Source organism: Pseudoclavibacter terrae (genome assembly GCF_008831075.1).
GTDB classification, from domain to species: domain Bacteria; phylum Actinomycetota; class Actinomycetes; order Actinomycetales; family Microbacteriaceae; genus Pseudoclavibacter; species Pseudoclavibacter terrae.
On sequence record NZ_WBJX01000006.1, the window covers coordinates 68,585 to 81,648 of the forward strand.

Annotated in this window: 12 protein-coding genes and 1 riboswitch; of the genes, 6 read left to right on the forward strand and 6 right to left on the reverse strand. The window is 69.4% G+C overall.

Annotation, left to right across the window (positions count from 1 at the left end; genetic code table 11):
- Positions 1–17: 17 nt before the first annotated feature.
- The 3 genes from treZ to glgX are packed head-to-tail and all read right to left on the reverse strand — an operon-like array spanning position 18 to position 6,421.
- The gene (gene treZ / locus F8O03_RS15655) at positions 18–1,814 is read right to left on the reverse strand and encodes a malto-oligosyltrehalose trehalohydrolase (protein ID WP_151424700.1); all 1,797 of its coding nucleotides are present in this window, start codon (positions 1,812–1,814) and stop codon (positions 18–20) included.
- A gap of 43 nt (positions 1,815–1,857) precedes the next feature.
- Positions 1,858–4,179, reverse strand: coding sequence for a malto-oligosyltrehalose synthase (gene treY / locus F8O03_RS15660; protein WP_151424701.1), 2,322 nt, complete (start codon positions 4,177–4,179; stop codon positions 1,858–1,860).
- Between the two features lie 46 nt (positions 4,180–4,225).
- Positions 4,226–6,421: a glycogen debranching protein GlgX gene (gene glgX / locus F8O03_RS15665; protein ID WP_151424702.1), complete on the reverse strand. Its 2,196-nt coding sequence runs from the start codon at positions 6,419–6,421 to the stop codon at positions 4,226–4,228.
- 149 nt (positions 6,422–6,570) lie between these two features.
- Between glgX and F8O03_RS15670 the strand changes: the two genes are divergently transcribed.
- The 5 genes from F8O03_RS15670 to F8O03_RS15690 all read left to right on the forward strand — a co-directional run bounded on the left by F8O03_RS15670 (position 6,571) and on the right by F8O03_RS15690 (position 10,673).
- The gene (locus tag F8O03_RS15670) at positions 6,571–6,903 is read left to right on the forward strand and encodes a spore germination protein GerW family protein (protein WP_104253225.1); all 333 of its coding nucleotides are present in this window, start codon (positions 6,571–6,573) and stop codon (positions 6,901–6,903) included.
- A gap of 25 nt (positions 6,904–6,928) precedes the next feature.
- A riboswitch (TPP riboswitch) is annotated at positions 6,929–7,038 on the forward strand.
- A gap of 50 nt (positions 7,039–7,088) precedes the next feature.
- A complete protein-coding gene (locus F8O03_RS15675) occupies positions 7,089–7,742 on the forward strand; it encodes an ECF transporter S component (RefSeq protein ID WP_151424703.1) in 654 nt (217 codons plus the stop codon).
- A 5-nt stretch (positions 7,743–7,747) separates the two neighbouring features.
- Complete coding sequence (locus tag F8O03_RS15680) at positions 7,748–9,274, forward strand: ABC transporter ATP-binding protein (protein ID WP_244296331.1); 1,527 nt, start codon at positions 7,748–7,750, stop codon at positions 9,272–9,274.
- Positions 9,271–10,125, forward strand: a complete 855-nt coding sequence (locus tag F8O03_RS15685; RefSeq protein WP_151424704.1) for an energy-coupling factor transporter transmembrane component T family protein — start codon at positions 9,271–9,273, stop codon at positions 10,123–10,125. Before F8O03_RS15680 ends, F8O03_RS15685 begins: the two co-directional genes overlap by 4 nt.
- Positions 10,122–10,673: a nucleoside/nucleotide kinase family protein gene (locus F8O03_RS15690; protein ID WP_244296332.1), complete on the forward strand. Its 552-nt coding sequence runs from the start codon at positions 10,122–10,124 to the stop codon at positions 10,671–10,673. The genes F8O03_RS15685 and F8O03_RS15690 overlap by 4 nt, the downstream gene beginning before the upstream one ends.
- A 23-nt stretch (positions 10,674–10,696) precedes the next feature.
- Here F8O03_RS15690 and F8O03_RS15695 read toward each other — a convergent pair whose 3' ends face one another.
- Genes F8O03_RS15695 through F8O03_RS15705 form a run of 3 tightly spaced genes read right to left on the reverse strand, consistent with a single transcriptional unit; the run spans position 10,697 to position 12,184 of the window.
- Positions 10,697–11,311 carry a hypothetical protein gene (locus tag F8O03_RS15695; RefSeq protein WP_151424705.1) on the reverse strand — a complete coding sequence of 205 codons (615 nt, stop codon included), beginning with the start codon at positions 11,309–11,311 and terminating at the stop codon, positions 10,697–10,699.
- A 39-nt stretch (positions 11,312–11,350) separates the two neighbouring features.
- Entirely contained in the window at positions 11,351–11,698 is a 348-nt protein-coding gene (locus F8O03_RS15700; RefSeq protein WP_151424706.1) for a metallopeptidase family protein, read from the reverse strand.
- A 45-nt stretch (positions 11,699–11,743) separates the two neighbouring features.
- Entirely contained in the window at positions 11,744–12,184 is a 441-nt protein-coding gene (locus F8O03_RS15705; protein ID WP_208851885.1) for a cytidine deaminase family protein, read from the reverse strand.
- A gap of 59 nt (positions 12,185–12,243) precedes the next feature.
- Between F8O03_RS15705 and F8O03_RS15710 the strand changes: the two genes are divergently transcribed.
- Complete coding sequence (locus tag F8O03_RS15710) at positions 12,244–13,014, forward strand: class I SAM-dependent methyltransferase (protein ID WP_244296333.1); 771 nt, start codon at positions 12,244–12,246, stop codon at positions 13,012–13,014.
- Positions 13,015–13,064: the final 50 nt, after the last annotated feature.

Consider the following 13,064-nt stretch of genomic DNA (forward strand, 5'->3'; position numbering starts at 1 on the left):
AAGTTGGACAGGCGGGGTCAGGCGCGGCTGACGCGGAGGACGGCGGCACTCTGCGCTGGCAGGCGCAGCGGCACGACGGATGCGCCGACCGGCGCTCCGGTGACAGTTCCGGTGGTCTCACCGAGCGCCGCCTGCTCATCGGTCGAGAACAGCACCTCGGTGGCGCGCTCGACGCGCAGCTCGCGTTCCTGCGAGGAGAAGTTCACCGCGATGACGATGCTCCCGCGCGTGACGACGAGTGTGCCGTGCTCCTCGGAGGCGTCGACGCTGCTCGCGTCGAGCCACGGGGTGGTGATGTCGGCCTCGCGGCGACGCAGCGCGATGAGCTCACGGTAGATCTCGAGGAGGCGCGCGTGCTCGGGCTTCTCGAGCTCGGTCCAGTCGAGCTTCGATCGAGTGAACGTCTCCACGTCCTGCGGATTCGGGACCACGGCCGCATCCCATCCCATGCGCGCGAACTCGCCGATGCGGCCTTCCGTCGTCGCCTTCGCCAGTTCCGGCTCCGGGTGGGAGGAGAAGAACTGGAACGGCGTCGTCGCACCCCATTCCTCGCCCATGAAGAGCATGGGAGTGAAGGGCGAGGTGAGCTCGAGCGTCGCGGCGATGGCGAGCTGGCCGGGGGAGAGCGTCGCCGTGATCCGGTCGCCGATGGCGCGGTTGCCGATCTGGTCGTGGTTCTGCGAGGAGACGACGAGCCGCCAGGTGCGGGTCCGCGCGGGCAGCGCTCGCCCGTGGTGACGGCCCCGGAACGTGGAGACGGTGCCGTCGTGGAAGAAGCCCTTCGTGAGCACCTTCGCGAGTGCGTCGAGGCCTTCGAAGTCGGCGTAGTACCCGCTGGTCTCGCCCGTCAGGGTGACGTGCACGGCGTGGTGGAAGTCGTCGGACCACTGCGCGTCGAGCCCGTACCCACCGGCCTCATCGGAGGTGATGAGGCGGGGATTGTTGAGGTCGGACTCGGCGATCAGCGTGAGCGGGCGGCCCACATGCGCCTCGAGCTCGTCGACGTCGCGTGCCAGTTCCTCGAGGATGTGCACGGCACGGTCGTCGATGAGGGCGTGCACGGCGTCCAGCCGCAGGCCGTCGACGTGGAAGTCGCGCAACCACATGGCGACGTTGTCGCGGATGTAGGCGCGCACCTCGTCCGAGTTCTCGCCGTCCAGGTTGACGGTGTCGCCCCAGGCCGTCGCGTGGTGGTCGGAGAGGTACGGGCCGAACTGGCCGAGGTAGTTGCCGGAGGGGCCCAGGTGGTTGTAGACGACGTCCTGGATGACGCCGATGCCGCGCTCGTGGCACGCCTCGACGAAGCGCTGGTAGGCCGCAGGACCGCCGTAGCCTTCGTGGACCGCGAACCAGTCGACGCCGTCGTAGCCCCAGCCGTGGGTGCCGCTGAACGCGTTGACGGGCATGACCTCGACGAAGTCGACGCCGAGCGACTGGAGGTGGTCGAGGCGCTCGATGGCGGAGTCGAGGGTGCCCTCTGGCGTGAAGGTGCCGACGTGCAGCTCGATGATCACCGAGCCGGCGAGCGTTCGGCCGGTCCAGTCGCCGTCCGTCCACGGCTGCCTGGCCGGGTCGAACGTGCGGGAGAGGCCGTGCACGCCGTCTGGCTGCCAGCGCGAGCGGGGGTCGGGAATCGGAGTCGTGGCGCCGTCGACGAGGTACCCGTAGTCGTGCGTCGCCTCGTCGAGCTCGAGCGCGGCATCCGGCACCCACCAGTCGCCGTCGGTGCGGCGCATGGGCAGCTCGGATCCGTCGAGGTGCAAGGTCAGCGTCTCGGCGTGTGGTGCCCAGACGTCGAAGCGGGAATCGCGCACGGTGAACTCCTTGGTGGCAGGCGAGGGTGGATTCGGGTGCTGGTCAGGACTTGGCGAGGAGGGCCACGGGGTACTGCTGCAGGATCGCCGCGAGTGGCACGTCCTTGCCGCCCGTGTAGACGGCGGCGGTGAGCTGGTCGATCCACTCGCCTTCGGGGAGGGGGATGGTGGTGCCGATCCAGCCGCCGCCCTGCTCGAGCCCGATGGGCAGTCGCGTTCCGATGGTGATGGCACCGCCGCGTGAGAAGGCGAGGGCGTGCTCGGCGGCAGGGCCGTTGGCGGTGATGCCCTCGTACTCAGTGAAGAGCTCGGGGCGGCTGCGACGCAGGCGGAGGCAGGCGGCCGTGACGAGCAGCTTTGCCGCGCCGGAGTCGTCGATCTCAGGGACGGCGCCGTGGAGGATCGCGTCGAGCGCCGCGGTGCGCGACGAGTAGTCGACGCTCTGCCGGTTGTCCGGGTCGACGAGCGTGCGCGCCCAGAGCTCGGTGCCCTGGTAGACGTCCGGAATACCCGGCATCGTGAGCTGCACGATCTTGGCGGTGAGCGAGTTCGACCAGCCTGCCGCCTGCGTCTCGGCGACGACGTTCTGCACGATGTTGGACGCCACGGGGTTGTCGAAGACCGCGTCGACGGCCGAGCGCAGCTGCGCTTCGAAGGTCTCGTTCGGGTTGGTCCAGCTCGTGTGCAGGTCGGCCTCGCGGGCGGCCTTCTCGAGGTAGGCGTTGAGGCGCTCGCGGGACGCCGGCCAGGCTCCGATGATCGCCTGCCAGGTCAGCTGGGCGAAGGCGTTGTCGTCGATGGGTGCGACGTTCTGCAGCTCGGCGACGCTCTCGGCCCAGAACTCCGGGACCTCGCTGAGCGCCGTGATGCGGGCTCGCGTGTCCTCGCCGCGCTTCGTGTCGTGGGTCGACAGCGTGGTCATCGCGTCCGGCCAGTCGCGGGCGCGGGCGGTCTGCAGCTCGTGGAACTGCTCGGGCGTGATCGAGAAGACGTTGGGGTCGCCGCCGACTTCGTTGAGCGAGGTGAGGCGGGCGTACCGGTAGAACGAGCGGTCCTCGACGGCTTTCGCCATGATCATGCCGGTCGTCTGCTGCAGCCGCAGCGCGGCCTCAGCTTCGGGGGCTTCGAGGAACGGCAGGATGCGTGCGATCGACGCGGAGAGGTCGGGTCGTTGCTCCTTCGCCGCCTGTGCCGCGTCGTCGAGGTGGTTGGAGCCGGTGGGCAGGTAGCTCCGGTACACGCTGAAGTGCGCGGCGATCTCGGCGACCGAGTCCTCGATGAGATCGTCTTCGAGGCCGGTCGCGCGCAGTTCGCGCGCGATTCGGCGTATCTCGGCGTTGAGCGAGACGTCGGCGACGGCTCGCTTCGCCTCGTGGATGAGCTGCTCCCAGTCGACGGGGGTGCCGTCGATTCCGGCGAGCTCGTCGAGGAACTCCTCGGAGTCCGCGTCCACGAGCACCCGGTCGATCTGGCCGAGCGCGTCGTAGCCGGTGGTGCCGGCCGTGCGCCAGTCTGCGGGCAGCGACTCGTCGCCTTCCAGGATCTTCTCGACGAGCACGTACGCGCCGCGTGTCCGCTCGGCGAGGTGTCGAAGGTAGCCGCCGGGGTCGCGCAGCCCGTCCGGGTGGTCGATGCGGAGGCCGTCGACGAGGCGGTGACGCATCCAGTCGAGGATCTCGGCGTGCGCCTCCTCGAACACCTCGTCGTCCTCGACGCGGATGCCCGCGAGCGAGGTGATCGTGAAGAAGCGACGGTAGTTGAGGCGGCTGTCCCCCTGGCGCCAGTGGATGAGCTGGTAGTGCTGGTTGTCGAGCACCTCGCGAACCGACGCGCCTTCGGGCGCAGAGCCGTCGGCGAGCGGGTACTCGGTCGAGTGGTACCGCAGGACGCCTGCCTCGCGGTCGACGGTGACGTTGGCGATCGCGTCGCCGCGCTCCCGCGGCATGTCGTCGTCGCCGACGGTCGGGATGAGGAGCTTGCCGTCCCCGGCGTCCCAGTCGATGTCGAACGACTCGGCGTGCGCCGCATCCCGGCCGTGGGCGAGCACATCCCACCACCACGGGTTGTCCCGCGGCGTGCCGACTCCCATGTGGTTCGGGACGATGTCGACGAGCACGCCGAGGCCCAGCTCGCGCGCCTTCGCGGAGAAGCGCTCGAGCGCCTCCCGCCCGCCCCGTTCGTCGTCCACCTTCGAGGGGTCGACGACGTCGTAGCCGTGGGTGCTGCCGGGCGCGGCCTGCAGGATGGGGGAGAGGTACACCCACCCGACGCCGAGCTGCTCCAGGTAGGGGAGCTGCTCGGCGGCGGCATCGAGGTCGAACTCCGACGTCAGCTGGAATCGGTAGGTGCTGGATGGGATGCGCATCATGGTCTCCGTCGCGGCGGGTGCTGCTGAGATGGGGCAGGCGGCGTCAGCTGCCGAGTGGTGGCCTCGTGATGATGGGGATGGGGGTCGTCATCGCTGCGACGGAGGCGGCGACGGAGTGGTCCGGCTTCTCCTTGAGCTCAGCTTCTCGCAGCACGACCAGCGAGCGCGGTTCGAGGGGGATGATCGCGCCCGGCTCGATCGCCTCGAGGTCGGTGTGCATCCCGGACGTGTCGATGACGATGTCCCAGTGCGAGGTGATCTCGACGCTCGGGATCGTCGCCTCGACGACGGTCTCGCTGGCGTTGAAGTAGACCATGAAGCTCACATCGGTGATCTCCTCGCCGCGCTCGTCGCGGCCGGCGATGGCGTTGCCGTTCAGGAACATGCCCATGGACTTCACGAACTCGGCGTTCCAGTCTTCGGAGGCCATCTGCGTGCCGTCGGTGGAGAGCCACACGATGTCGGGCAGCGCCGAGCCCTCGGCGCGCTTCTCGACGCGGCCGTTGAAGAACCGGCGGCGTCGGAACGTGGGGTGGTCGGCGCGCAGCTGGGCGACGGCCCGCGTGAACTCGACGAGGGGCTCGTCCGCGTTCTCCCAGTGCACCCAGCTGAGCTCGCTGTCCTGTGCGTACGTGTTGTTGTTGCCGAGCTGGGTGCGGCCCAGCTCGTCACCGTGGAGGAGCATCGGGACACCCTGGCTCAGCAGCATCGTCGCGATGATGTTGCGCTGCTGGCGGGCGCGCATGGCGTTGATCTCGGGGTCGTCCGTCGGGCCTTCGACGCCGAGGTTGTACGAGCGGTTGTGGCTCTCGCCGTCGTTCCCGTCCTCGCCGTTGGCGTCGTTGTGCTTCTCGTTGTAGGAGACGAGGTCGCGCAGCGTGAAGCCGTCGTGCGCCGTGACGAAGTTGATGGATGCGAACGGGCGCCGTCCGGAGTGCTCGTAGAGGTCCGCGGAGCCCGTGATGCGGCTCGCGAACTCACCGAGCGTGGAGGGCTCGCCGCGCCAGAAGTCGCGCACGGTGTCGCGGTACTTGCCGTTCCACTCCGTCCACTGCGGCGGGAAGTTGCCGACCTGGTAGCCGCCGGGGCCGACGTCCCACGGCTCGGCGATGAGCTTGACCTGCGAGACCACCGGGTCCTGCTGCACGAGGTCGAAGAAGGTGGAGAGCTTGTCCACGTCGTGGAGTTCGCGGGCGAGGGTGGAGGCGAGGTCGAAGCGGAAGCCGTCGACGTGCATCTCGGTGACCCAGTAGCGCAGCGAGTCCATGATGAGCTGCAGCGAGTGGGGGTGGCGCATGTTGAGCGAGTTGCCGGTGCCCGTGTAGTCCGTGTAGTACCGCTTGTCGTCTTCTTCGAGGCGGTAGTAGGCGGCGTTGTCGATGCCGCGGAAGCTGAGCGTCGGGCCGAGGTGGTTGCCCTCTGCCGTGTGGTTGTAGACCACGTCGAGGATGACCTCGATGCCGTTGGCGTGCAGGGTGCGCACCATGGACTTGAATTCCTGCACCTGCTGCCCGGCCGTCCCCTGGGAGGCGTAGTCGGCGTGCGGGGCGAGGAACGAGATGGTGTTGTAGCCCCAGTAGTTGCGGAGGCCCTTCTCGATGAGGGTGCTGTCCTGCACGAACTGGTGCACGGGCATGAGCTCGATGGCGGTGACGCCGAGCCGCTTGAGATGTTCGACGATCGCGGGGTGCGCGATGCCCGCGTACGTGCCCCGGATCTCCTCGGGCACATCCGGGTGCAGCTGGGTGAGGCCCTTGACGTGGGCTTCGTAGATGAGGGACTCGTTGTAGGGGATGCCCGGCTTCCGGTCGCCAGCCCAGTCGAAGTAGGGGTTGATGACAACGCCCTTCATCATGTGGGGCGCGGAGTCGAGGTCGTTGAACGAGTCGGGGTCGCCGAAGTTGTAGCTGAAGAGGGACTGGTCCCAGTCAATGTCGCCGGTCGTGGCCCTCGCGTAGGGGTCGAGGAGGAGCTTCGCGGGGTTGCAGCGGCTGCCGCTCGCGGGGTCGTAGTCGCCGTGCATGCGGTAGCCGTACTGCTGGCCCGGCTGCACGTGCGGCAGGTAGGCGTGCCAGACGTGGGCATCCCGCTCGTGGAGCCTCACCCGCTCCTCGTTGCCGTCGTCATCGAAGAGGCACAGCTCGACCTTGTGGGCGGCTTCGCTGAAGATCGCGAAGTTCGTGCCACTTCCGTCGAACGTCGCTCCGAGGGGGTAGGCATTTCCGGGCCACGTTTTCATGCACGCTCCTATTGCTTCATCTTGCTCCGCCGAAGAACATCGCGTGTGGATGCAGGCACTAAAGCTACCAAAGGGTGGGAGCGCTCTCGCCCGCCAGCACACAGGAGTTCTCCTGGTTGGCAGGCATGTCGACGACCTACGCTGGCCGCATGACGAACCTCACGCAGAACCTCACCGATTCCGTCAAGAAGCTCGGCGTCACGCTCGCCTACGGCGAGAAGGTGGAGCTTGGCAAGGCCACCATCCTTCCCGTCGCCCTCGTCTCGTACGGCTATGGAGGCGGCGAGAGCAACGAGGAGGGACAGGAGAACTCGTCCGGAGGTGGCGGCGGCGGCATGGCGGTCCCCGTCGGCGCGTACGTCGATGACGAGTTCGGCACGAGCTTCCGCCCGAACATCATCACGCTGCTCGTCGTCTCGATTCCTCTGGTGTGGACGGTCGGGCACGCGTTGCCGCGTCTCATCAAGGCGCTCAAGAAGTAGCTCGGGGCGCGGTTCGGCCTATACTCGAGGTGTTCACGGGAGTCCGGTAGTCCGGGCTGAGAGGAAGGCACAAGCCTTCGACCGTCAAACCTGATCTGGGTAATGCCAGCGCAGGGAGGCACATCTCCGAGCAGAGCCACCCCAGGCTCTGCGCCCGTGCACTTTCACTCGAAAGGGCACACCGCATGACAACTTCTTCAACTCCATCTCGAACCTCCTCTGCGCAGGGGCCGGCACAGGCGAGGTCGCCGAAGAGCCGCTTCCGCTGGCGGGTCATCGACATCGTCACGGCGGCCGTTCTCGGTGTCGCGACGGGGCTCATCTTCATCGTCTGGAACAGCGTCGGCTACGCGTGGTTCACGGTCATGGATGCGTTCACGCCGGGTGTCGGCGGGATCGCCGTCGGTATCTGGCTGCTCGGTGGGGTGCTGGGCGGGCTGATCATCCGCAAGCCCGGCGCGGCGCTCTTCGTCGAGGTGCTCGCGGCGAGCGTCTCGATGCTGCTCGGCAGCCAGTGGTCGATCGAGACCGTGTACTCGGGTATCGCGCAGGGCCTCGGCGCCGAGCTCATCTTCCTGCTGTTCTTCTACAAGCGCTTCGGCCTCGGCGTCGCGATGCTGGCTGGGGCTGGGGCGGCGGTCGCGGCGTGGACGCTCGAGCTCTTCCTCAGCGCGAACATCGAGAAGGGCCCGGAGTTCCTCACCATCTACCTCGTCTCGATCGTCCTCTCGGGTGCCGTGCTCGCTGGCGTGGTCGGCTGGCTGCTGACCCGCGCGCTCGCGGCGACCGGTGCACTGAACCGCTTCGCCGCGGGCAGAAGCTCGAAGCGAATCGGCTAGCGCTCGTGGGCGCGAGAGTCGAGGCGAGGGGGTGGGGCTGGCGCCACGCCGACCGGGCGAAGCTGGCCGTCGCTGGCCTCGATCTGACGATCGAGCCCGGCGAGGCTGTGCTGCTGCTCGGGCCGTCGGGGGCTGGCAAGTCCACGCTCCTGGCCGCCCTGGCGGGGGTGCTCGGCGATCACGAGGACGACGGGCAGGAGCTCGGCTCGCTGCTCGTCGACGGGAGGCACCCCAGCGACGCGCGCGGGACGGTCGGGCTCGTCCTGCAGGACCCGCAGGCGAACACGGTGCTCGCCCGCATCGGCGACGATGTCGCGTTCGGCTGCGAGAACCTCGGCGTCCCACGGGCAGAGACGTGGGCGCGGGTGCGCGAGGCGCTCGACGCCGTCGGGCTGCGGATGCCCCTCGATCGGTCGACCGCCCAGCTGTCCGGCGGCGAGCGTCAGCGGCTCGCGATCGCCGGTGTGCTCGCGATGCGCCCCGACCTCATCCTGCTGGACGAGCCGACCGCGAACCTCGACCCGGCCGGCGTGGACGAGGTTCGCGAGGCCGTGGTCCGCGCCGCGCAGGCGTCCGGCGCGACGCTCATCGTCATCGAGCACCGGGTGGACGTGTGGCGCTCGAGCGTCGACCGGGTCGTCGTGCTCGGGGGTGAGCAGCACCTCCTCGCCGACGGCACCCCTGACCTCGTTCTCGAGCAGCACCGCGAGTCGCTGCTCGCGGCCGGTGTGTGGATCGGCGGTCACGAACCGCAGGTGCCGCGGGCCGTTCTCGCGCCAGGGGAGGACCTGCTGATCGCGGACGGGCTCGGGTTCGGGCGGGCCGACCATGCCCTGCACACGCAGTTCTCGGCGACCCTGCACGCGGGGGAATCCACGGTTGTGCTGGGCCCCAACGGGGCGGGCAAGACGACGCTCGCGCTCACGCTCGCCGGCCTGCTCACGCCCGTCGAGGGCGAGGTGCGGGCGACGCAGGCACTCCGAGACGCCGGTGATGACGCACGTGTGCGCCGCGGCGGCTGGGGCCTCGGCCGCTTCCGAGCGGCCCCTCCGGCGGGCCCGCATCCGTCCGCCTGGCGCTCGCGGCAGCTCCTGACGCGCATCGGCACCGTCTTCCAGCAGCCCGAGCACCAGTTCGTCGCGGGGACCGTGCGCCGCGAGCTGGAAGTCGGCCCGGATGCGGCGGGCCGAGGCAAGCGCGAGACGAGCGAACGCGTCGACGAGCTCCTCACGGCGCTTCGCCTCTCGCACCTCGCGGAAGCGCACCCCTTCACCCTCTCCGGCGGCGAGCAGCGCCGCCTCTCGGTGGCGACGGTGCTCGCGACGGCGCCTCGGGTCCTCATCTTCGACGAGCCCACCTTCGGGCAGGACCGCAGGACGTGGACGGAACTCGTCGCCATCATGGCTCGCCTGGTCGCCGAAGGGCACGCGCTGGTCTCCGTGACCCACGACGAACAGCTCGTGCGCGTGCTCGGCGACCAGTGCATCCGCATCGGCGCGCACGACCGCAAGGACGCGAAGGTGCCGGCATGAGCGGCGGCATCGCCCCGGCAGGTGCTCAGTCGGCGAGGTCGGTGGCGGTCGACAGCGACGGCGTGCCGCTCGAGGTGCTGCCCGTCGGCGGCAGGTTCCTCGACCGCGTCAACCCCGTCACGCCCTTCCTCGCCGCCGTGCTGTACTCGATTCCGCTGCTCACGACGCTGGACATCGTCTCGGCGCTGGCCGCCCTCGTGCTCGCGATGGTCGCCTTCTGGGTCGCCGGCGTGCGACCAGTGGAGATCCTGCGCTCGAGCTGGATCCTGCTCATCGCGGCGCCCGTCTCGGCCACGAGCATGCTGCTGTACGCGAAGCCGGGAGGCGAGAGCTACGGGCAGTTCCTGTACGCCAACATCACCGACAACTCCATCCAGCTCGCCATCGCCGTCGGCGTGCGCGTCCTCGCGATCGGCGTGCCGACCCTTGTCGCGTTGAGCCGCATCGACCCGACGCGGCTTGCCGACGGGCTCGCCCAGGTCGCGCACCTGCCAGCGAGGTTCGTCGTGTCGGCGCTCGCCGGAATTCGCCTGTTCGCGGTGTTCCGTGACGACTGGACGGCCATGAGCCAGGCCAGGCGCGCTCGCGGACTGGGCGACTCGGGGGCCGTCCGTCGACTGATGACGATGGCCTTCGCCCTGCTCGCGCTCGCGATCAGGCGGGCGGGGACGCTCGCCACCGTCATGGAGGCGCGCGGTTTCGGGGCGGAAGACGTGGCACGCACCTGGGCGCGGCCATCGAGGCTCGGCTGGCGTGACCTCGTGCTGGTGCTCGCCGCCGTGGGCATCGCCGGGGTCGCCGTCGCGGCGGCAGTCGCGCTGAGCTCGTACCGGCTGGTGGGGAGCGCGTGAGGGCGGCAGCGCTGCTCGACCGGGTGCTCGCCGACGCGGGTGGCAGGCGGCCGGTGGTCCTCATCGATGGCGGTTCAGGCTCGGGGAAGACGACGCTCGCGGGTGAACTGCTCCACGAGTTCCGAGCGCGCGGATTCGGTGGCGCGCAGCTGGTGTCGCTCGACGACGCCTACCCGGGCTGGGGAGGCCTCGCCGCCGCATCGCAGGCGGTGCACCGAAACATGCTGGGCAGCGCGCATCCCGGCTACGAGAGCTGGGACTGGGCGGCGGATGAGCCCGGCCCGTGGCGGGATATCGACGCGACGTCGCCGCTCATCGTCGAGGGATGCGGGGCCCTGTCGCGAGAGAGTGCGCCGCTCGCGACCACCAGCGTCTGGATCGAGCTCGACGAGGCGCATCGGAAGCCGCGCGCGCTGTCCCGGCCCGGCGATGTCGGCGTCTTCGAGGAGTTCTGGGAGATGTGGGCTGCGCAGGAGCGGGAGCACTGGCGGCGCAACGCGCCGTTCCTGCTCGCCGACGTCGTCATCGAGGTCGCGCCCGACGCCTGAAGCCTCGTCGACACGGAGCCGTTTCAGCCCGTGCTGCGGCCACTTGCGTAGTTCTTGCTCTGCCGCCGCGCGCGCACGTAGCGCACCGTGAGGATCACGGCCAGGGAGAGCCCGACGACCGCCACGAGGAGCCACGCGCCGCCGGTGATGAGGCCGTGGACAGCGTCGTCGTCGTTGATGCCGGTGCCCGGACCGGCATCGAGCGAGAGGTCGGTCCCGATGCTCTCGGCCGTCGCCCGGAACAGCATCCCGATCAGCGCCCCGATGCCCGTCGCGAATGGGATCGCGAGCCCCCAAGCCCACAGAACGGAGCCGAAGGTCGCGCCGGGGGAGACGACGGGCGGCCGGCGGGCGGCTTGGATGCTCTGCACGCCGAGCAGGATCAGCACGACGAGGCCGGCCCCGGCTGAGACGAACATGGCCCAGAAGGCGAACGCGGAGAGCAGGGTCTGGCCGGCCGAGATGAGGGGCGGGACGGCGCCACTCGCGTCCACGGTGATGCTGGCCGCGGCGAGCGCGGAGAGCAGACCCGTCACGGCCATCCAGATCGCGAAGACCGGAGCGGCCAGGAGCAGGGCGATGCCCCAGAGGAGGCGGCCGACCCGCAGGGGCTCGCGTGCTGGTGCCGGTGGGTGCATCCAGGAAGCGTAGCCGGGGGAAGCGAGTGGGCGGGAGTCCTACGCCCAGCCGAGCTCGTGGAGCTGCTCGTCGTCGATGCCGTAGAAGTGCGCGATCTCGTGCACGAGCGTCGTGTGCACCTCGTCGCGTAGCGTCTCCTCGTCATCGCAGATCGACAGCAGCGGTTCGCGGAACAGCACGATGCGGTCCGGCAGCTCGCCGAAGCCGTACTGGCCGCGGTCCGTGAGAGCGAATCCCTCATAGACGCCGAGCAGGTCGAGGGAGCCGTCCTCTGGCCGGTCCTCGACGACGAAGATCACGTTGTCGAGGCCGTCCACCATCTCATCGGGCAGTTCATCGAGCTCGTCGACGACCAGGGCCTCGAAGTCCTCGGGCGACATCTCCATCCGCCCATTGTGTCGCAGGGGCGCTGGATGGGCGCCGACCTGCGGCTAGACCTGCTGTGCCGTGTGGTCGTAGGCGAGGGGCAGGAGCTCGCGGGCGATGACGCTGATCAGCCCTTCTGGGGAAGGCAGGATCACGCGGATGTCGGGGTAGTGGTCGGCGAGCACCTGTCGGTCGCGTCCGCAGGGGCTTATGACGCCTCGCCCGTGGTTGCCGACGGCGACGATGTGCGTGAGCTGGCGGGCACCTGACGCTCGGGCCGCGCCGAGAGCAACGAGCTCAGCGCACGGACCGCCCGTGAAGTGGTGCAGGTTGACGCCGACGTGGATCGCCCCATCCGCCGAGCGGACCGCTGCTCCCACGGTGTGGATGCCATCCTCGTCCGGACCAGCATCGGTGGCCGCATCTATCGTCGAACGTGCCGCGTCGACGAGGGCCAGCTCGGCCTCGGAGACGGGCAGGCTTGACGACGGAACGAATATGCTCATCAGCGAAGCCTACGAGGGCAGCCGCGGGACCGGGTACGCGCAGTCGGTAGCCTGGCCTCGTGAACGGCTCTCCGGATGCGCAGGTGCGGGCCTGGCGCGGCGCGCACGCCAACGCACAGATGACCGGCTGGAACTTCTCCTCGTTGGACGGGCGCCTGACGGCCGACGATCCGTCCTGGGACTTCGACGCCGAGTGCCGGGCCGCTATGCAAACGGCGACGAGCATGGCTGATCTCGGCACGGGCGGCGGCGAGCGGCTCATCGAGCTCATCCGCTCCATGCCCAGCAACGCATCCCCGCTGCAGATCGCAGCGACGGAGGGGTGGGAGCCGAACGTCGCCGTGGCGCGAAACAACCTCGCACCGTTCGGCGTCGGCGTGCACGCGCACGACATCGAGTCTGGGGAGCCGCTGCCGTTCGCCGACTCCTCTCTCGACCTGATCGTGGCCCGTCATGAGGAGTTCGATGCGAGCGAGGTCGCCAGGGTGCTGGTTCCCGGCGGGCGCTTCCTGACGCAGCAGGTCGATGGCCGGGACGCGCACGAGCTCCGAGACTGGTTCGGTTGCGAACCCCTGTACGAACACGTGACGCTCGCCAATGCGGTCTCGGCCCTGCGCGCGGAGGGGCTTCGCGTCGAGGTCGCGGAAGAGTGGGCTGGGCGGATGACGTTCGCGGATTCGCTGACGCTCGTCGAGTACCTCGCTCTGGTCCCCTGGGATGTCCCCGGTTTCAGCGTCGACAGCAACGTCGAGAAGCTCAGGCAGCTCGACACGGCGCGGCCGATCACTGTGACGCAGCGTCGCTTCCGGCTCACCGCAGCTCGCGACTGACGTCTGGCTGCGTGGGCTGCCGCTGATCCGCGAACCCCAGCGCCTAGGAT

What these genes read in the sequence shown, in the direction of transcription:
- glgX (WP_151424702.1), bottom strand. Translation starts at nt 6,421, where the DNA reads ATGAAAACGTGGCCCGGAAATGCCTACCCCCTCGGAGCGACGTTCGAC.
- F8O03_RS15700 (WP_151424706.1), bottom strand. Translation starts at nt 11,698, where the DNA reads ATGGAGATGTCGCCCGAGGACTTCGAGGCCCTGGTCGTCGACGAGCTC.
- treY (WP_151424701.1), bottom strand. Translation starts at nt 4,179, where the DNA reads ATGCGCATCCCATCCAGCACCTACCGATTCCAGCTGACGTCGGAGTTC.
- F8O03_RS15685 (WP_151424704.1), top strand. Translation starts at nt 9,271, where the DNA reads ATGAGCGGCGGCATCGCCCCGGCAGGTGCTCAGTCGGCGAGGTCGGTG.
- F8O03_RS15695 (WP_151424705.1), bottom strand. Translation starts at nt 11,311, where the DNA reads ATGCACCCACCGGCACCAGCACGCGAGCCCCTGCGGGTCGGCCGCCTC.
- F8O03_RS15705 (WP_208851885.1), bottom strand. Translation starts at nt 12,184, where the DNA reads ATGAGCATATTCGTTCCGTCGTCAAGCCTGCCCGTCTCCGAGGCCGAG.
- F8O03_RS15670 (WP_104253225.1), top strand. Translation starts at nt 6,571, where the DNA reads ATGACGAACCTCACGCAGAACCTCACCGATTCCGTCAAGAAGCTCGGC.
- F8O03_RS15675 (WP_151424703.1), top strand. Translation starts at nt 7,089, where the DNA reads ATGACAACTTCTTCAACTCCATCTCGAACCTCCTCTGCGCAGGGGCCG.